This window comes from Mycobacterium basiliense, assembly GCF_900292015.1.
Classification (GTDB): domain Bacteria; phylum Actinomycetota; class Actinomycetes; order Mycobacteriales; family Mycobacteriaceae; genus Mycobacterium; species Mycobacterium basiliense.
Genome location: NZ_LR130759.1, coordinates 2299688 through 2317868 on the forward strand (window position 1 = coordinate 2299688; position 18181 = coordinate 2317868).

At 64.9% G+C, this 18181-nt stretch carries 14 protein-coding genes; 7 read left to right on the forward strand and 7 right to left on the reverse strand.

The window, feature by feature from the left end:
- Window positions 1–72: 72 nt before the first annotated feature.
- The gene (locus tag MB901379_RS09935) at window positions 73–1830 is read left to right on the forward strand and encodes a DUF3556 domain-containing protein (protein WP_158016552.1); all 1758 of its coding nucleotides are present in this window, start codon (window positions 73–75) and stop codon (window positions 1828–1830) included.
- Window positions 1827–3248, forward strand: coding sequence for a phytoene desaturase family protein (locus tag MB901379_RS09940; RefSeq protein ID WP_158016553.1), 1422 nt, complete (start codon window positions 1827–1829; stop codon window positions 3246–3248). Before MB901379_RS09935 ends, MB901379_RS09940 begins: the two co-directional genes overlap by 4 nt.
- A 55-nt stretch (window positions 3249–3303) precedes the next feature.
- Here MB901379_RS09940 and MB901379_RS09945 read toward each other — a convergent pair whose 3' ends face one another.
- On the reverse strand, window positions 3304–4038 hold the full coding sequence (locus MB901379_RS09945) for a beta-xylosidase (protein WP_158016554.1): 735 nt from the start codon (window positions 4036–4038) through the stop codon (window positions 3304–3306).
- A gap of 354 nt (window positions 4039–4392) precedes the next feature.
- Here MB901379_RS09945 and gap point away from each other — a divergent pair, with 354 nt between their 5' ends.
- The 3 genes from gap to tpiA are packed head-to-tail and all read left to right on the forward strand — an operon-like array spanning window position 4393 to window position 7432.
- Window positions 4393–5412 carry a type I glyceraldehyde-3-phosphate dehydrogenase gene (gene gap / locus MB901379_RS09950; RefSeq protein WP_158016555.1) on the forward strand — a complete coding sequence of 340 codons (1020 nt, stop codon included), beginning with the start codon at window positions 4393–4395 and terminating at the stop codon, window positions 5410–5412.
- 2 nt (window positions 5413–5414) lie between these two features.
- A complete protein-coding gene (locus MB901379_RS09955) occupies window positions 5415–6650 on the forward strand; it encodes a phosphoglycerate kinase (RefSeq protein ID WP_158016556.1) in 1236 nt (411 codons plus the stop codon).
- Window positions 6647–7432 (forward strand): triose-phosphate isomerase, encoded by a 786-nt coding sequence (tpiA, locus tag MB901379_RS09960; protein WP_158016557.1) that lies wholly within the window; start codon window positions 6647–6649, stop codon window positions 7430–7432. Before MB901379_RS09955 ends, tpiA begins: the two co-directional genes overlap by 4 nt.
- 37 nt (window positions 7433–7469) lie before the next feature.
- Here tpiA and MB901379_RS09965 read toward each other — a convergent pair whose 3' ends face one another.
- Window positions 7470–10409: an aminotransferase gene (locus tag MB901379_RS09965; RefSeq protein WP_158016558.1), complete on the reverse strand. Its 2940-nt coding sequence runs from the start codon at window positions 10407–10409 to the stop codon at window positions 7470–7472.
- Entirely contained in the window at window positions 10406–11815 is a 1410-nt protein-coding gene (locus tag MB901379_RS09970) for an APC family permease (protein WP_232022029.1), read from the reverse strand. The genes MB901379_RS09965 and MB901379_RS09970 overlap by 4 nt, the downstream gene beginning before the upstream one ends.
- Before the next feature lie 182 nt (window positions 11816–11997).
- Here MB901379_RS09970 and MB901379_RS09975 point away from each other — a divergent pair, with 182 nt between their 5' ends.
- Window positions 11998–12705, forward strand: coding sequence for a GntR family transcriptional regulator (locus tag MB901379_RS09975; RefSeq protein ID WP_232022030.1), 708 nt, complete (start codon window positions 11998–12000; stop codon window positions 12703–12705).
- Window positions 12706–12792: 87 nt separating this feature from the next.
- Here the strand turns inward: MB901379_RS09975 and secG are convergent, their stop codons facing one another.
- Window positions 12793–13026: a preprotein translocase subunit SecG gene (gene secG, locus MB901379_RS09980; RefSeq protein WP_158016560.1), complete on the reverse strand. Its 234-nt coding sequence runs from the start codon at window positions 13024–13026 to the stop codon at window positions 12793–12795.
- A 69-nt stretch (window positions 13027–13095) separates the two neighbouring features.
- Here secG and ppc point away from each other — a divergent pair, with 69 nt between their 5' ends.
- Window positions 13096–15903 (forward strand): phosphoenolpyruvate carboxylase, encoded by a 2808-nt coding sequence (gene ppc, locus MB901379_RS09985; RefSeq protein ID WP_158016561.1) that lies wholly within the window; start codon window positions 13096–13098, stop codon window positions 15901–15903.
- 148 nt (window positions 15904–16051) lie between these two features.
- On the opposite strand, the gene MB901379_RS09990 is transcribed toward ppc, so the two are convergent.
- The 3 genes from MB901379_RS09990 to opcA are packed head-to-tail and all read right to left on the reverse strand — an operon-like array spanning window position 16052 to window position 18155.
- Window positions 16052–16450 carry an ATPase gene (locus MB901379_RS09990; protein ID WP_158016562.1) on the reverse strand — a complete coding sequence of 133 codons (399 nt, stop codon included), beginning with the start codon at window positions 16448–16450 and terminating at the stop codon, window positions 16052–16054.
- Between the two features lie 53 nt (window positions 16451–16503).
- Window positions 16504–17247: a 6-phosphogluconolactonase gene (gene pgl, locus MB901379_RS09995; protein ID WP_158016563.1), complete on the reverse strand. Its 744-nt coding sequence runs from the start codon at window positions 17245–17247 to the stop codon at window positions 16504–16506.
- Window positions 17244–18155: a glucose-6-phosphate dehydrogenase assembly protein OpcA gene (gene opcA / locus MB901379_RS10000; protein WP_158016564.1), complete on the reverse strand. Its 912-nt coding sequence runs from the start codon at window positions 18153–18155 to the stop codon at window positions 17244–17246. Before opcA ends, pgl begins: the two co-directional genes overlap by 4 nt.
- Window positions 18156–18181 lie beyond the last annotated feature (26 nt).

Below are 18181 nucleotides of genomic sequence, written 5' to 3' on the forward strand. Positions count from 1 at the left end.
TATTGATGCAAGCATCGCTTGTGAAGGAAACTGGGGGCCAGCGGTACCGCACCGAATCGTAGGAAGGCCGTCATGGGATTCATGTCACCGGAGCTTCCGGACGTCGATCACGACAGCTGGCAGACCCTGCCACGGGCCACGCGACTGCAAATCGTCACTCGGCACTGGGCGGAGCACGGCTTCGGGACGCCGTATGCGGTGTATCTGCTCTACTTGATCAAGATCGGTGTGTATGTGGCCGCGCCGGCGGCGATCATCGCGTTGACCCCCGGCCTAGGCGGACTGGCCCATATCGCCGACTGGTGGACACAGCCGATCGTGTACCAGAAGGTCATCATCTTCACGCTGCTGTTTGAGGTGTTGGGTTTTGGTTGTGGATCGGGTCCTTTGACCGGGCGGTTCATGCCGCCGATTGGCGGATTTCTTTACTGGTTGCGGCCCAACACAATTCGATTGCCGGCATGGCCGGACAAGGTGCCATTCACCCGCGGGGATTCCCGCGCTCTGATCGATGTCGCTCTTTATGCGATCGTGTTGATCGGCGGGGTTTGGGCGCTGCTGTCGCCAGGGCGTGGTGGACCGGTTACGGCCGATGGCGATGTGGGTCTGATCAACCCGGTCCTGCTCATCCCGACGATCGTCGCCCTGGCGCTGTTGGGCCTACGGGACAAGACAATTTTCCTGGCCGCTCGTGGCGAACACTATTGGTTGAAGCTGTTCGTGTTCTTCTTCCCATTCACCGACCAGATCGCGGCCTTCAAGCTCATCATGCTGGCGTTGTGGTGGGGGGCGGCAACCTCCAAGGTCAACCACCATTTCCCGTACGTGGTCTCGGTGATGACCAGCAATAATGCCCTGCTGCGGGGCAGGCTGTTCAACCCGATCAAGCACCTGCTCTACCTGGATCACGTGAATGATTTGCGCCCGTCCTGGCTGCCGAAGATCATGGCACACGTCGGCGGGACCACCGCGGAATTTCTGGTTCCGTCGATTCTGGTATTTGTCGCCGGTGATCAGCCCTGGCGGTGGTTCCTGATTGGATTCATGGTGATCTTCCACCTCAACATCTTGTCCAACCTCCCCATGGGAGTCCCGCTGGAATGGAATGTGTTCTTCATCTTCTCGCTGTTCTACCTGTTCGGGCACTACGGCTCGATCCAAGCCACCGACCTGCGGTCGCCACTGCTGCTGGTCATCGTGCTCGCCGCGGTGCTTGTCGTGATCGCGGGAAACCTTTTCCCGGAGAAGATTTCGTTCCTGCCGGCGATGCGCTATTACGCCGGGAACTGGGCCACCAGCGTGTGGTGCTTCCGCGCGGCTGCCGAGGACAAGATCGAGGAAAACGTCGTCAAAAGCTCGGCGCTGGTGGTCAATCAATTGGGCAAGCTGTACGACGCCAAGACCGCCGAAATCATGGCCGACAAGACCGCCGCGTTCCGGGCAATGCACACTCACGGCAGGGCGCTCAACGGTCTGTTGCCCCGGGCGGTGGACAACGAAGCCGACTACAAAATCCGAGAGGGCGAGATCGTGGCCGGGCCGTTGGTGGGGTGGAATTTCGGTGAGGGGCACCTGCACAACGAGCAGCTGGTGGAGGCCGTGCAACGGCGATGCAACTTCGCCGACGGGGACGTCCGCGTCATAATCCTGGAAGGTCAGCCGATCCACGTCCAGAAGCAGTGGTATCGCATTGTTGATGCCAAAACCGGGTTGATCGAGGCGGGTTATGTCGATGTCAAGGACATGTTGACGCGACAGCCGTGGCCCGAGCCGGATGACGAGTTCCCCGTTCATGTCACGACCCAACGCGCGGTGCCCGGACAGCCGTGACGACCGCGGTCGTGGTCGGGGCCGGGCCTAATGGCCTGGCTGCCGCCATTCACCTGGCTCGCCAGGGTCTGGACGTGCAGGTGCTTGAGGCCAGCGACACCGTCGGTGGGGGAGCGCGCTCGGGCGAGTTGACCAGGCCGGGGCTCATCCACGATCACTGCTCGGCTTTTCATCCGCTCGGCGTCGGTTCGCCGTTCTGGAAGGAGATCGATCTGCAGCGGTACGGGTTGACGTGGAAGTGGCCGGAGGTGGACTGCGCGCACCCGCTCGACGACGGCAGCGCCGGGGTGCTGCTGCAGTCGATCGATGCGACCGCAGCGCAGCTGGGACCGGACGGCACCCGATGGCGCAGGGCGGTGGGCGACCTCGCTTCCGGATTCGATGAACTAGCAAGCGACTTGCTCCGCCCCGTGATCAACGTTCCGCGACATCCGATCCGGCTTGCTGCCTTCGGCCCGCGTGCGGCGCTGCCGGCCACCGTGGCGGCGCGCTGGTTCCGCACTGAGCAGGCCCGCGCGCTCTTCGGTGGTGCGGCCGCACACGTGTACACCCGACTGGACCGGCCGCTGACGGCGTCGCTGGGACTGATGATCCTGGCCAGCGGGCACCGCTACGGCTGGCCCGTTGCGCAGGGCGGATCCGGGTCGATCACGGCGGCCCTAGCCGCCGCCGTGGCGGCGCATGGCGGCAGCATCACCACCGGTGTGACCGTCACCAGCCGCAGTGACATCCCCGACGCCGACATCGTCATGCTTGATCTCAGCCCGTCACAGGTGCTAGCGATCTATGGCGATCTCATGCCGGGCCTGGTCAAACGGTCCTATCGGCGTTATCGCCAGGGTTCGTCGGCGTTTAAGGTCGACTTCGCCATCGAGGGCGGCATTCCGTGGACCAACGCCAACTGTGGGCGGGCCGGCACGGTCCACTTGGGGGGCAGCTTCGCCGAGATCTCAGATACCGAACGTCAACGCGCACAGGGCAAGATGGTGCAGCGCCCCTTCGTGCTCGTGGGGCAGCAGTATCTGGCCGACCCGTCGCGGTCAGCGGACAACCTCAATCCAATATGGGCCTATGCGCACGTTCCGTTCGGCTATACCGGTGATGCCACCGGGGCCGTGGTTGACCAAATCGAGCGATTCGCCCCCGGCTTCCGCGACCGCATCATCGCCACCGTCAGCAAGTCGACGGGCGAACTGCAGTCCTACAACCGCAACTTTATCGGCGGGGACATTATCGGCGGTGCCAACGACCGGCTTCAGGTCGTTCTCCGGCCGCGGGTGGCCATTGACCCCTACCGCATCGGGGTGCCGGGCGTTTACCTGTGTTCGCAGTCGGCTCCGCCGGGTGCCGGCATTCACGGGCTGTGCGGTTACCACGCCGCCGAATCGGCGTTGCGGTGGCTGCGCAAGCGGCGCTGAAGGCGCCGCTTGCGCTCGATGAGGCGGTTGGGCGCCCGGAACGGTGCGGAGAGGTTCAGCTTCCGCCCGCGCCGGAAGGACCGGGCGCAACCGGCTCACCGACCACCGGCCCGCCGGCCGGGGCCGGGCCAGTCGGCGCACCCTTACCGGTCCCAGACATCTCCGTGATTGGAGCGCCAACCGGTAGCGGCGCACCCACCGGGGCTCCCGCCGCCACCGGCCCAAGAGCGATCAACGGGACACCTGCTGGCATCGGAACCAATGCCGGGGCGCCGGCCGGGATGGGGACGGGGGCGCCGGCCGGGATGGGGACGGGGGCGCCGGCCGGGATGGGGACGGGGGCGCCGGCCGGGATGGGGACGGGGGCGCCGGCCGGGATGGGGACGGGGGCGCCGGCCGGGATGGGGACGGGGGCGCCGGCCGGGATGGGGACGGGGGCGCCGGCCGGGATGGGGACGGGGGCGGCGGCCGCGGCCGCCGGCCCAAGGTCGATCAGCGGGGCGCCGGCCGGCAGCACCGGGGCAGGCCCCGGCACAGCCATCGGAACACCGGCCATGTCAGTGAGCGGGGCGCTAGCTTTGCATAGCCCGCCGGTGGCCGCCGGACCGCCGGCGGCAGCGGGTCCGCCGGCCGCCGGCGCGCCGCCTTCGCCCGCCATCCCCTGGATGCACGCGTAGCCGTCGGTTTTCAGCGGGGTGGCTGCCGCATCCGGGCTCAACGCCAGGGCAGCCCCGCACAACCCGGCGCAGGCCACTACTTTGAAGCTGAACCGATCAAAGACCGTCGTCACCGCCGACTCCTCTTTCCTAAAACGCCCAACCGTGTGGGCTTTACTGCACTCGTGTCTAGCCGACCGGCACAATTGTCAGCAGCTGATGTGCAACACGCGGCACGCCGCACCGCGCCGTGTCCAAATGGTGACGTTCGGCCGTCACAATTCCGTCAAGGCGCCACCCTGGTGGGGGCCATCGCTGCCCGTCAAATCGTCTATCGCGCAGGTTCGTCGCGGCCGCTACTCGGCCGAACCTGGCATTTCGCCGCTGCCGAGTTGCGGCACCGTTACCGGCAGGGCGGCGGTGGTGGTACCTGATCTAGGCTGACGACAAGCGCGCATAAGCGGACAGGGAAAGGCAGGGAGAGGCAAGTGACGGTCCGGGTAGGCATCAACGGCTTTGGTCGCATCGGCCGCAACTTTTACCGGGCCTTATTGGCTCAGCAAGAGCAAGGGACCGCTGACATCGAGGTGGTGGCCGTCAACGACATCACCGACAACAGCACACTGGCCCACCTGCTCAAATTCGACTCAATCCTGGGCCGGTTGCCCTACGAGGTCACCCTCGAGGGCGAGGACACGATTGTGGTCGGCACCGCAAAGATCAAGGCACTGGAGGTGCGGGAGGGCCCCGCCGCACTGCCGTGGGGGGACCTCGGCGTTGACGTGGTGGTCGAATCCACCGGCCTGTTCACCAACGCGGCCAAGGCCAAAGGCCACGTGGAAGCCGGTGCCAAGAAAGTGATCATTTCGGCGCCCGCTACCGACCCCGATCTGACCATCGTCCTCGGCGTCAACGACGACAAATACGATGGCAGCCAAAACATCGTCTCCAACGCCTCGTGCACCACCAACTGCCTTGCGCCGTTGGCCAAGGTCCTCCATGACGAGTTCGGCATCGTTAAGGGTCTGATGACCACCATCCACGCTTACACCCAGGACCAAAACCTGCAGGACGGTCCACACAAAGATCTCCGTCGTGCCCGCGCGGCCGCGCTGAATATCGTGCCGACCTCGACCGGCGCGGCCAAGGCAATCGGCCTGGTGATGCCGGAGCTCCAAGGCAAACTCGACGGCTACGCGCTGCGGGTACCGATCCCGACCGGATCGGTCACCGACCTGACGGCCGACCTGGCCAAGTCGGCCACCGCCGAAGAGATCAATGCGGCGTTCAAGGCTGCGGCCGAGGGCCGGCTTAAGGGCATCCTGAAGTACTACGACGCGCCCATCGTCTCCAGCGACATAGTCACCGACCCGCACAGCTCGATCTTCGACTCCGGCCTGACCAAGGTGATCGGCGACCAAGCCAAGGTGGTGTCCTGGTACGACAACGAATGGGGATACTCCAACCGCCTCGTTGATCTGGTCGCGCTGGTTGGCAAGTCGCTCTAACCGTGTCCATTTTCAACCTCAAAGACCTTCTAGACGAAGGTGTTTCGGGCCGTGGCGTGCTGGTGCGTTCCGATCTGAATGTCCCGCTCGAGGACGGCACGATCACCGACGCGGGGCGCATCACCGCGTCGGTGCCAACCCTGAAGGCACTGGTGGATGCCGGCGCGAAAGTCGTGGTCACCGCGCACCTAGGCCGTCCCAAGGATGGTCCCGACCCGCAATTGTCCCTGGCGCCGGTGGCCGCGGCGCTGGGCGAACAGCTGGGCCGGCATGTGCAATTGGCCGGTGACGTCGTCGGCACCGACGCCCTGGCCCGCGCCGAAGGCCTGACCGACGGCGACATCCTGTTGTTGGAGAACATCCGCTTCGATCCGCGCGAGACCAGCAAAAACGACAGCGAGCGCCTTGCCCTGGCCAAGCAGCTCGCCGAATTGGTCTGGCCGGGAGGTGCTTTCGTCTCGGACGGGTTCGGGGTGGTGCACCGCAAGCAAGCCTCGGTGTACGACGTCGCGACGTTGCTGCCGCATTACGCCGGCACGTTGGTGGCGGACGAGATTTCTGTGTTGGAGCAGTTGACCAGCTCGACCGAGCGGCCCTATGCGGTGGTACTCGGCGGATCGAAGGTCTCCGACAAACTCGGCGTGATCGAGTCGCTGGCGACCAAGGCTGACAGTATCGTGATCGGCGGTGGCATGTGCTTTACCTTCCTTGCCGCACAGGGCTATTCGGTGGGGGCATCGCTGCTGGAAGAAGAGATGATCGAGACGTGTCGTAGGCTGCTCGACACCTATCACGATGTGCTGCGGTTGCCCGTCGACATCGTGGTGACCGAGAAATTCGATGCCGATTCGCCGCCGCAAACCGTTGCTGCCGATGAGATCCCGGACGGTCTGATGGGGCTGGATATCGGACCGGGATCGATCAAGCGGTTCGCCACGCTGCTGTCCAACGCCAGGACCATCTTCTGGAACGGTCCGATGGGCGTGTTCGAGTTTCCGGCGTATGCGGCGGGCACCGAAGGTGTCGCCGAAGCAATCGTCGCCGCGACCGCCAAAGGCGCTTTCAGCGTGGTCGGCGGCGGCGACTCCGCGGCCGCGGTTCGCACGCTGGGCATCTCGGAGGGTTCGTTCTCCCACATCTCCACCGGTGGCGGTGCGTCGCTGGAATACCTTGAAGGTAAGACGCTTCCCGGCATCGAGGTGTTGGGTCGTGAGCAGCCGAGTGGAGGGAAGTCGTGAGCCGCAAGCCGCTGATCGCGGGCAACTGGAAGATGAACCTCAATCATTTCGAGGCGATCGCACTGGTGCAAAAGATCGCTTTTTCCTTGCCGGACAAGTATTACGACAAGGTTGATGTCACGGTGATCCCACCGTTCACCGACCTGCGCAGTGTGCAAACCCTGGTCGACGGTGACAAGCTGCGGCTGACCTATGGGGCGCAGGACTTATCGCAACACGACTCCGGGGCCTACACCGGTGACATCAGTGGGGCATTCCTGGCCAAACTGGGCTGCAGCTTCGTTGTCGTCGGGCACTCCGAGCGGCGTACCTATCACGACGAGGATGACGCCCTGGTGGCCGCCAAGGCGGCCTCCGCGCTCAAGCATGGTCTCACGCCGATCGTCTGCATTGGCGAACACCTCGACGTCCGCGAAGCCGGAAATCACGTGTCGCACAACGTCGAACAACTACGCGGCTCGTTGGCCGGCCTTTCCACCGAGCAGATCGCTTCGGTGGTCATCGCCTATGAGCCGGTCTGGGCGATCGGGACCGGACGCGTGGCCAGCGCCGCCGACGCCCAGGAGGTCTGCGCGGCGATCCGCGGTGAGCTGGCGTCGCTCGCGTCGTCGGCGATAGCCGACTCCGTGCGGGTACTCTACGGCGGGTCGGTGAACGCCAAGAACGTCGGCGACCTGGTGGCCCAGCCGGACATCGACGGTGGCCTGGTCGGCGGGGCGTCGCTGGACGGGGAGCAGTTTGCCACGCTAGCGGCCATCGCTGCCGGGGGGCCGCTGCCGTAATCGTGGGCGCACGCTCAGCGATCGGTCACGCGAGTGCTCACCACCCCTCTGTTAGCACTCGGTCGAGCATGTCGACGAAGTAGTCCGCCGCGGTCATGTCGATGCACAGCGGTGGCTTGGTCTTCAGGACGTTCATCCGCTCGCTGGTCGGCTGGATGATGACTCCGAGTTCGAGCATCCGGTCGCAGATGGCGGCGGTCTCTTCAGCTGCCGGCTCCAGAGTGTTCCGGTCACGGACCAACTCCACGCCGATGTAGAGGCCGCAGCCATGCACCGTTCCGATGAGGGGGTGCTTGGCGGCCAAGTCATGCAGGCGGGCGACCAAGTGATTGCCGACCGCCAGGGCATTGTCTTGCAGCCGCTCGCTTTTCAGCACGTCGAGTACCGCGATCCCGACTGCGCTCGATAGCGGGCTGCCACCTGTGGACGAGAAGAAGTAGCCCTGCGAGCGGAACCGTTGTGCGATGGCCCTGCTGGTGATGACGGCGCCGACGGGATGGCCGTTGCCGGTCGCCTTGGCGATGGTCACGATGTCGGGGACGACGCCCTGTTGCTCGAATCCCCAGAACCACTTCCCAAGCCTGCCGTATCCGACCTGGACTTCATCGGCGATGGCCAGTCCGCCTGCGGCGCGGATAGCGGTGTAGACCGCGTCCAGATAGCCGTCGGGAAGAGCCATTCCTCCGGCGCTGCCGTAGACGGTTTCGGAGATGAACGCCGCGGGGGCGCGACCCGAGCGGATGAGGCCCTCGACTACGGTGACGGCATCGCGGGCGTACTGGGATGCGGCGGTGCCGCGATGCTTTCCGCGGAAGCTGTTCGGGGACTCCACGGTGTGCACCCAGGATGGCCGGGTGTTCAATGCGTTGGGGTTGTCCGCGGTGGACGTGGATACCGCGTCGGTGGCGTACGTCCAGCCGTGATAAGCCTCGCCAACCGCGACGACGTCGTGTCGGCCGGTGGCCGCCATCGCCAGCCGCAATGCGAGGTCGTCGGCCTCCGAACCGGAGTTGACCAGGAATACGGTGTCGAGGGGATCCGGCAGCAGCTCGGTAAGTCGTTCGCAGAACTCCACCACGATCGCGTAGTTGAATCGCGAGTTGGTGTTGAGCCGGTCCAGTTGGCGCGCTGCCGCCGTGGCGACATCGGGATGCGCATGACCCAGAACGGTGACGTTGTTGACCATGTCCAGATAGCTGCGCCCATCGGTGGACAGCAAGTAGTGCCGCCAGCCTCGTTCGATCTGCGGCGGGTCGTCGTAATAGTGCTCCTGGACGTCGGCGAACGAGGCGGCTCGCCGTTCCAGCACGTCGGGTGCCGCCCGGGCGACTGGCTCCAACCCCAATAGCACGGCAGGATCCTCGGTGATAGCCAACCAGCCGGGTGCGTATTCCGGGCGTACCGTGTGGGGCGCGACTGGCGTTCCAGTCTGGCGTAGCGCGAGGTGAATGCGTTGTCCAGCGCCTGCTTTGGCCCATGGCTGGCCCGCTTTAACCCGTGGGCCACTCGTCGGCAGCGGCCGCGCACCGGTTAGGTGTAGGTCGTGGGAGGCGGTGCGCAGGGTGATGGTCCCAGAGCCGCCAACGACGTCTCCGTCCCACGGCGCAAAGATGTCAGCGTCGTCGCGCGGCCAGAAGTCGATGCCGGTGGCGATGGTGGGGCTGCTCTGCGGGTGCAGCGGGTCGATGCAGTCCATCCGGGTGGCCGCGTAGCGAGTCGCTGCGGCGCAGGTGTGGGACGCGAATACGGCGTGCGCCAGTTGGTCGGCCGGGGCGCCATCGAGCCAGGCACCCCGGTCCGCCATGTCGGACTCCACCGAAAGATCCAGCGTTGCAACGGAGTTCGGGTCGAAGTTGACGATCGTCCGCCGCGGTGTGGGAAGGCGATGGCGCGGCCGTTGGGGGATGCCTAGCCGGTCATTGATGAGGCCGGTCATCACGGGGACCGGTATGAGTAGAGCCTGGTCGAGGATGGCCCGTTCGCGTTGGACGGTGTTGGCCGCGTATTCGTTGTCGGGGTCGATGGCGACCTGTTGGAGATCACTGACCAGTAGCACGGTCGCCCGCGCGATCACCATCGGCCACAGCGCTTCGACCTCGTCGCCGCTGAGGGGACGAATTGCGTGAAACGCCGCGATGAGTGGAAGTAGCGCGGCCGGTTCGGCGCCCGGGTGATGTAGGCAGGCGGCGACGGTGGTGGCCAGCTCGGCGACTGCCCAGGTCGTGGTCAGGTCACCGAAGTCGATGACGCCATCGGGGTGGCGGCGCCCGTCGTGCCCCAGGGACCCCACCGTGTTGGTGTCGGTGATGTCGAGATGAACAGCCTGTCGGGGCAGTTGCGGGTTCAAGCGCTGAAGGGTGTTGACCGCCGTGGAGGTGGCAACTGAGACGCGGTGGGCCTCCGCGGGGTCGGTCACATAACCGACGAGGGCGTCGACGGCCTCGCCCGCAAAGCGCGGATCCCACTGCAGCACACGGTCTAGCCCGGGATGATCAAATGACGCCAGCGCCCGGCTGACACGGCCAGTCAGGTTCCCCATGCCGGCGAGAACGCTGGGTGCGAGATATCCCGACTGCGATAAGGTGCCGCCCGGCAGAAAGGTCAGCAGGCGCGCCGTTCCCAGCGCTTGTTGCCCGATCGACATGAGAGTGTGTTGCTGGCCCCGGCGGTCCGGGATGGCGCGGGGGAGTCGTAGTGCGCTGTCGCGTTCAGCCACCCATTCAACGGCTTCGACCTGGGCACCGATCTCGTCGGTGCCGAACACCGCGTTGGCCACCTTCAGCACCCCGACGGTGTTGCCGTGGGGATCTGTCATCAGGAAGTTGGCGTCCTGCTGGCTTCCCAGATTCGTTGCTTGAGCGGTGGTTCCGTAGTTCTCAACGACGAACTTCTCGGCATCGCCCTCGGTGACCGGCGGCGCCGGCAGTTCGGGATGGGCGAAGAAGTCGAAGCCCGTCGGGGCTTTCACGGATTTCACTGCAGGGTCCCTTCTTTGGTCAGAGCAACGTGGGTATCGATGGGTGCCGCATCGGCGTCGAAGTCCACTGCAGGCGCTGGCCCGCGAAATCCGCGCGTCAGCGCCGCCAGATAGGCGGCGCCGATCCCGAGCCAGGCAAACCCGATGGCGAAGGCGCCAACGGAAAGGTTGGTCCACAGCCAGCCTGTCAAGACGACCCCGACGGCGGGCATTGCCGCGTACAACACCCAGTTACGCCACCCGCGTCGGCGCCGATCGATCAGGAAGTGCTTGGTCACCGCGAGATGCACCAGCGTGAAGGCCGCCAACGCGCCGAAACTGACGATCGATGCCATCGTCTCGAGGTCGGCGATCAGTGCCAGCGTGGAGATGACCGAGACGACAAGGGCCGCTCCGATCGGCGTGTGGAATCGCTGGCTGACCCGGCCAAACACCGCATGGGGCAGCACACCGTCGCGTCCCATGGCATAGAGCACGCGGGTGACGCTGACTTGCGACGACAGCGCCGCGGCGCTGCATGCGCACATGTAGGCGACGACAAAAAACGTCTGCAGCGAATTGCCGCCGGCAGCGACCACTATCTGCAGGGCGGCCGCGTTGGGGGCGGTGATTGCGCGATAGTCGGGCTCGACCACGGTTGCGCAGTAGGACACCGCCAAGAAGATGGCACCGCCGATGAGCACCGTAAGGATGATTGCCAGCGGAACCGTGCGGCGCGGGTTACGTGCCTCCTCGGCCATCGTCGATACCGCGTCGAAGCCGACGAAGCTCAAGGCGACGACGGCCGCCCCACCGAGTATGTCACCGCCCTGAAATCCGGCGCTGTAGAGCGGCTGCAGCAACGACGCGTCCGGGTGGTCACGCAGAAACAGCATTGACACCGCAATGAAGACCACGACGAACAGCAATTGCAAACCGACTAGCACGAAATTGAGCCGGTTCATGATGACGACGCCGACAATGTTGACGGTGGTCACCAGGGCGATAGCGCCCAAGCAGAACACGGGTCGCGGGATGGCCGGGAACTGCGCGTTGAGGTAGATCCCGATCAATAGATAGTTGACCAGGGGCAACAGCAGGTAGTCGAGCATCAATGCCCAGCCGGTCAGAAAGCCGACGTTGCCGCCGAACGCGCGTCGCGCGAAGGTATAGGCACTCCCGGCGCTGGGGTAGGCGTGCACGAGCACGGCGTAGCTTGCGGCGGTAATCAGCATCGCGAGAAATGTCACGATGTAAGCGGTCGGCACGTGACCGTGGGTCGTCTGGCTGACGACGCCGAACGTGTCGAACATTGCCAGCGGATCGATGTAGGCCAAGCCGAACGCAACCAGCCCGGCAACGCCCAATGCCCGGCGCAGCCGGGGTTCGCCTTCGATGGTCGGCCCCCTACCTAGACGCGAGTGCATTCGCTCTCATCCAATATTGGTCACCAATGTCACAATGACACGATTCGCTCGTTGACCATACGCGTCGATCTGGGTATGTGCGAGCCGATGTTGTCGGTCGACCATGCAGCGCGTGTCGAAAGCGGTGCAAACAGGCGTGGTAACAATGTTGCGAGACGAAGAATGCTCAGAAAGAAGTGGTGGTGGCACCAAGGGCGGATGGTCCAGATCAGACACGCGGGCGGTTACCGGCTCGCGGCACCATTGGCGAACAGGTCGCGGATCTGATACGGGAGTCGATCCTGTCCGGCGAGGCGAAGCGCGGTGCTGCACTTCGCGAGGAATTGATTGCCGACCGTTATCAGGTTTCCCGTCGTACGGTTCGAGATGCGCTGCGAGTCTTGGAGTCCGACGGGCTGGTTCGCCATCAGCGGCATAAGGGGTCGACCGTGGTGGACTTCAGCGCTGGCGATATCACCGATATGTACCGCTCGCGCGAGGTCCTCGAACTAGATGCCGCCAAACGGTGGTGTGCGGCGGGCGCTGTGGACTCCGCCTACCGGTTCGAACGCCTTACCGAGGCGCTCGGTCGGCTGGAGCAGGCCTCGCGTGGGAGCGATTCCGGGCTGATCGTCAAGTCCGACCTCGATTTCCACGCTGCGATCATCGGCCTGCTGGACAGCCCGCGCGTGGATCGGTTCTTTGCCGCGATCGAGGCCGAGATGCTCTATGCGTTAGCCATTCTCGAGGCCAGCGAAGGCGAGTACAAGACCGATGCGGAAAAGGCTTTGAGCGAACACAAAGCCATCTATGAGGCGCTTCACCAACGCGACGAGCGACGCTCGACGCAGCTCATCTCCGAGCATCTTCGGGTCAACCGCGACATCCTGATCCGCATTGTCGCCAGCTAACAATGCGCTGGCTGTGAGCCTCGCGTCGGCCAGTCGGCAGCCGGCATCGGGAGGCGATTCCCCCCAAACCCGGCCCGGGCTGGTGGGTCAGCGGTACTTGATCAGCAATGCCACGCCGACGATAGATACCAGCCAGATCCCGGTGATGAACAGGGTTAACCGGTCGAGATTCTTCTCCACAACGGTGGACCCGGACAGCGATGACTGCACACCGCCGCCGAACAGTGTCGACAGGCCACCACCCTTCGCGCGGTGCAGCAGCACCAGCAACACCACCAGCACGCTGGTGACCACCAACGTGATCTGCAGTGCCAACTCCATGGCCAGCAGCCTACCGAACAACCGATCGACAACAGGCGCCGGGCGCGCTGGTCCTTAATACTGGGACGCATGGTTGAGGTTTCCGATACCGCGCTGGAGCCCATCGGCGATGTCCACCGGACCCGGATCGGCCGCGAGGCGACCGAACCCATGCGCGCCGACATCAGGCTACTGGGCACCATCCTCGGCGATACCGTGCGTGAGCAGAACGGCGACGAGGTCTTCGATCTTGTGGAGCGAGCTCGGGTGGAGGCCTTCCGAGTGCGGCGCTCCGAGATCGACCGCGCCGAAATGGCTCGCATGTTCGAGGGCATCGACATCCACCAAGCCATCCCCATCATCCGCGCGTTCAGTCATTTCGCACTGCTTGCCAACGTGGCCGAGGACATCCACCGCGAACGTCGTCGCAGCATTCACGTCGCCGCCGGCGAGCCACCACAAGATAGCAGTCTGGCCGCCACGTATATGAAACTCGATGCGGCCCAGTTGGATTCGTCAACCATCGCCGAGGCTCTGCAGGGTGCGTTGGTGTCTCCGGTGATCACCGCGCATCCGACCGAGACCCGGCGTCGCACCATTTTCGAGACCCAGCACCGAATCACCCAGTTGATGCGACTGCACGCGGAAGGACACACCGAGACGGACGACGGCCGCGGCATCGAAGTCGAATTGCGCCGCCAGGTCTTGAGGTTGTGGCAGACCGCGCTGATCCGGCTGTTCCGCTTGCAGATCTCCGACGAGATCGAGGTGGGGTTGCGGTACTACCCGGCCGCGCTCTTCGAAGTGATCCCGCAGGTCAACGCCGAGGTTCGGGAGGCGTTGCGGGCTCGCTGGCCCGATGCCGAGCTGTTTGTCGAACCCATCTTGCGCCCGGGATCTTGGATCGGCGGCGACCGGGATGGAAACCCCAATGTCACCGCCGACGTGGTCCGGCTGGCCACCGGTAGCGCCGCCTTCGCCGCGCTGGAGCATTACCTGGCCGAACTGACGGCACTCGCACAAGAACTGTCGATGTCGGCGCGACTGATTACCGTCACACCTGACTTGGCCGCCCTTGCCGAGGCGTGTCCCGAGGGTGCCCGGCCGGACGAGCCGTACCGACGGGCGTTACACGTGGTCCGTGGCCGGCTCAGTGCGACCGCGGCCCAAGTCCTGGACCAGCAGCCGCAGCACACGCTTGCCTTGGGCCTGCCGCCATATGCCAGGCACGACGACCTTCGGGCCGATCTTGACACCATCGATGCCTCACTGCGCACGCACGGCGCTGGGCTGCTGGCCGACGACCGGCTAGCCCGGCTGCGTGAAGCGGTGCACGTCTTCGGCTTTCACCTGTCCGGCTTGGATATGCGGCAAAATTCCGACGTTCACGAAGAGGTGGTCAGTGAGCTATTCGCATGGTCGGGTGTGCACCCGGACTACAGCTCGCTGACCGAAGATGAGCGGGTGGAGCTGCTGGCCACCGAACTGAGCACCCGCCGGCCGCTGATCCGCGATGGCGCGCCGCTGTCGGATCTGGCTCGCAGCGAGCTCGATGTCCTGGCGGCAGCCGCCCATGCGGTCCGGACCTTTGGCGCTGCGGCGGTGCCCAACTACATCATCTCGATGTGCCAGTCGGTTTCGGACATGCTGGAAGCCGCGATCCTGCTCAAAGAGGTTGGCCTACTGGATGCTTCCGAGTCGGAACCTTATTGCCCGGTGGGCATCTCGCCGCTATTCGAGACGATCGAAGATCTGCACAATGGGGCGACCATATTGCAGGCGATGTTGGATCTGCCGCTGTATCGAGCGTTGGTGACAGCCCGGGGTGGCTGCCAGGAGGTGATGCTCGGCTATTCGGATTCCAACAAGGACGGCGGGTATCTGGCGGCCAACTGGGCGGTGTACCGCGCGGAGCTTGCGCTGGTGGAAGCGGCGCGCAAGACCGGAATCCGGTTGCGCCTCTTCCATGGGCGCGGCGGCACCGTCGGCCGCGGCGGCGGCCCCAGCTACCAAGCCATCCTGGCCCAGCCACCGGGCGCGGTAAGCGGCTCGTTGCGGCTCACCGAGCAGGGCGAGGTGATCGCGGCCAAGTACGCCGAACCACAGATGGCGCGGCGCAATCTGGAGAGCTTGCTGGCCGCCACCCTGGAATCGACGCTACTGGACGTCGAGGGGCTAGGTGACACGGCGGCACCGGCCTATGCGGTGCTCGACGAGGTAGCGGCCCTGGCGCAACGTGCGTACGCCGAATTAGTGCACGAGACACCGGGTTTCGTTGAGTACTTCAAGGCTTCAACCCCGGTCAGTGAAATCGGCGCGCTGAACATTGGTAGCCGGCCAACCTCGCGCAAGCCGACCGCGTCTATCGCGGACCTGCGCGCCATCCCGTGGGTACTGGCCTGGAGCCAGTCGCGGGTGATGCTGCCCGGTTGGTACGGCACCGGGTCGGCGTTCGAGCAGTGGATCGCCGCGGGGCCGGAAAGCGCAGCCGAGCGGCTCGCAGTGCTACACGACCTGTATCAGCGGTGGCCGTTTTTTCGCAGCGTGCTGTCCAACATGGCGCAAGTAATGGCCAAGAGTGACCTGGGATTGGCGGCCCGTTACGCCGAACTGGTGGCCGATGAAGCGTTGCGCCGCCGAGTGTTCGACAAGATCGCCGACGAACACCACCGTACGATCACCATGTACAAACGCATCACCGGACAAGACGACCTGCTCGCCGACAACCCGGCCCTGGCGCGCTCGGTGTTCAACCGCTTTCCCTACCTGGAGCCGTTGAACCACCTTCAGGTGGAACTGCTGCGTCGGTACCGCAGCGGTGAGGACGACGAAATCGTGCAACGGGGCATTCTGTTGACGATGAACGGGTTGGCGAGTGCGCTGAGAAACAGCGGCTGATGGGTGGCGCATTGATGGCCGGGGGCACCCGCGCCGGTGCCGTCGCGGTCAACATCTCCGGGACCGCCGGTACCACCTGCACCGGTTCAGTCCAGTTCGTTGGTCGTCGCAAAATCGGTTCGATGTAGCGAAACCAGCAGCGGCTCCGTTAGCGCGCCGTTCGGTTCCGCAGCTTGTCCAGGAAGCCGCGAACCGTGTGTTCGGTGATCGACAGCGGGGACATCACCGTTTCACCCAGGCTCACGATGTAGTCAATCCGATCGACGATGGCCTCCACCGGCTCGACCAGCACGATAAGCCGCTTGGCCAGATCGTCCAGGCTGGACAGCGTGCCCTCGAGGTGGTCCAGGCCGCCCTCGAGGCGTTCCACCGTGGCATTGAGGGCCGACAGCGAACTGTTCAAGTCATTCATAGTCTTGCCCAGCCCGTCGAGGACGTCTTCGACCTGCTCCACCGTCTTATCGGCGTTCAACGCCGCCTGGGTGAGGGTCTTCATTCGTTGTCGCGCTGGCGTCGGGCGGCCGGTTCTATCTGCCATGACGGTCATTATGGCCCCTTTGTCGAGGGGCAACACCCCCCCCCCGGGCGGGCGGCGTCCGATCAGCCAGCAAGCCGGGCCGCGGCATCGCGGTCCAGCAGCCAGCGTGTCTTCTCGCGCCCGACGGCACCGGCCGCGGGCAACGCCACCGGGTCGGCGCCGGCGATGGCAGCTGCGGCGGCGTCGGCCTTGGCGCGGCCGGATACCATCAACCAGACTTCGCGCGAACGTTGGATTGCCGGCAGCGTCAGGGTAATTCGCTGTGGCGGTGGTTTGGGGGAGTCCTCGACGGCGACCACGAGCCGGGTGGTCTCCCGCACGGCCTGAGTGTCCGGAAAAAGCGAATTGATGTGGCCTTCGGGCCCCATGCCCAGCAGGTGGACGTCGAAATTCGGTGCCAGTTGACCAGGTGCGGCGTTGGCCGCCAGAACCTGTTCGTAGGCCAGTGCCGCGGCGTCGAGGTCGGTTCCGAAGTTGCCGTCGCTGGCGGCCATCGGGTGCACCTGGTTCGCCGGGATGTCCACGTGATCGAGCAACGCCGCGCGTGCCTGTTTGTCGTTGCGCTCGTCGTCGTGGCCAGGCACGTAGCGGTCGTCGCCCCAGAACACATGAACCTTGGACCAGTCGATTCGTGGCCCTTGGGTACCGAGATAGCGCAGCAACGCGATGCCGTTGCCGCCGCCGGTCAACACGATCAGCGCCTGCCCACGTGCGGCCACCGCGCCACCGATGGCATCCACCAGCCGCTGACCCGCGGCCCCGACCAAGGCGTCGCTATCGGGGAAGACCTCGACGTCCAGGCTCATATGTACTGCACCTTTTTGATGCCCTCGAGGGCGGCGAAGTAGATCTCGTCCGGATCCAACCGACGCAGATCTTCGGCCAGACACTCCCCGGTTACCCGGCGCGCCAGGGGAACCAAGGCGTCGGGTTTGGCGGTTCGGCTCAGCGTGGCGGTAATGCCCTCTTGGGGCCGGCTCAGCAAGATGGTTTCGCTCTTCCGGACCAGCTCCACCTTAAGCTCGCCGACCTCGCGGCGCACCGGACCCTCGATCCGACTGGCCAGCCAACCAGCCAAGATGTCCAGTGCCGGCTCGGTCTTCAAACCGGAAACCAGCGCCGATTCGATCTGCTCGTGGGGTGGCTGGTCGACGGCGGAGGTCAGCAGCGCCCGCCAATAGGTGATGCGGCTCCACGCCAGATCGGTGTCTCCCGCGGTGTACCCCGGGAGCCGGCTCTTGATTGCCGACAACGGGTCGATGCCGTTCGTCGCGTCAGTAATACGACGAATTGCTAACTTACCCAACGGATCCTGGGCGGGCACTGCGGGAGCGATGTCGGGCCACCACGCCACTACCGGAATATCGGGAAGCAAGAACGGGGTAACGACGCTGTCGGCATGACCGGCGAGCGGGCCGGACAGCTGCAGTACCACGACCTCCCCGGCCCCGGCGTCCGCACCCACCCGCAGTTGTGCATCCAACCGCGGTTCGTCAGCGTATGGGTCGCCCCGCATAGTGACGATGATCCGGCTGGGATGCTCATGGCTGGCATCGTTGGCCGCGTCGATCGCCTCTTCACACATCGCATCGCTATCCGGCACGATGATCAGCGTCAGCACCCGCCCCATCGTGACGGCGCCAATCTTTTCGCGGAGTTCGTCGAGTTTCTTGTTGATCGCGGTGGTTGTGGTGTCAGGCAAATCGACGATCATGAGCGCCGCTCCTCCTCATCGCTTCG

Excerpts from the sequence above, each read along its gene's own strand:
- MB901379_RS09935 (WP_158016552.1), top strand. The coding sequence starts at position 73 with ATGGGATTCATGTCACCGGAGCTTCCGGACGTCGATCACGACAGCTGG.
- MB901379_RS09970 (WP_232022029.1), bottom strand. The coding sequence starts at position 11,815 with ATGCACTCGCGTCTAGGTAGGGGGCCGACCATCGAAGGCGAACCCCGG.
- secG (WP_158016560.1), bottom strand. The coding sequence starts at position 13,026 with ATGGAGTTGGCACTGCAGATCACGTTGGTGGTCACCAGCGTGCTGGTG.
- ppc (WP_158016561.1), top strand. The coding sequence starts at position 13,096 with ATGGTTGAGGTTTCCGATACCGCGCTGGAGCCCATCGGCGATGTCCAC.
- MB901379_RS09990 (WP_158016562.1), bottom strand. The coding sequence starts at position 16,450 with ATGACCGTCATGGCAGATAGAACCGGCCGCCCGACGCCAGCGCGACAA.
- pgl (WP_158016563.1), bottom strand. The coding sequence starts at position 17,247 with ATGAGCCTGGACGTCGAGGTCTTCCCCGATAGCGACGCCTTGGTCGGG.
- opcA (WP_158016564.1), bottom strand. The coding sequence starts at position 18,155 with ATGATCGTCGATTTGCCTGACACCACAACCACCGCGATCAACAAGAAA.